Annotated in this window: 1 pseudogene; it reads right to left on the bottom strand. The window is 57.8% G+C overall.

What is annotated here, in order from left to right:
- Positions 1–183: 183 nt before the first annotated feature.
- Positions 184–464: pseudogene (locus tag AC07RN_RS21155) on the bottom strand (hypothetical protein); the annotation flags it as partial.

Below are 464 nucleotides of genomic sequence, written 5' to 3'. Positions count from 1 at the left end.
ATACTGCCCGGCGGTCTCTTTCGCCTCCTGCCTGATGCCTGCAAACCCCGCAGATGCGCCAGCAGAGGCCAGCGTATCCCCGCGCTGTTTTTCATATTTCATGCATTCCGTGCGGTACTGATAGTACTGACGGCCCAACCAGTCGATATAGCTGTCCATATGACGGTGCTGGCATGCGGGGCTTCATGAGGAAAATGGCAGTGCGCTCTGGTGCGCTGTTGCCCACTGCAGGACGGACTGGTTTTTGACGTTGTCCTGAGCGATGAAATAAGCAGCCACATCCGTATCTGTTTTATCGAGCGACTGAAAATCAGGGAAAGGCACGCCCGCCATGGTCGCCTCACGGTACATCCTGTGGAGCGACACGCGGCAGAGTTCCGCACTGGGCTTTTGTTCGTCCGGTTTCAGGCCCCCGCCGATATCCTCCGCGCATCCGGGATAGAGTTCTTCCTTGTGCGCCGGGT

The organism is Lelliottia sp. GFLA7, assembly GCF_056490165.1.
The sequence above is the reverse complement of the archived record's forward strand: the minus strand, read 5'-3'. Positions and strand labels throughout refer to the sequence as shown.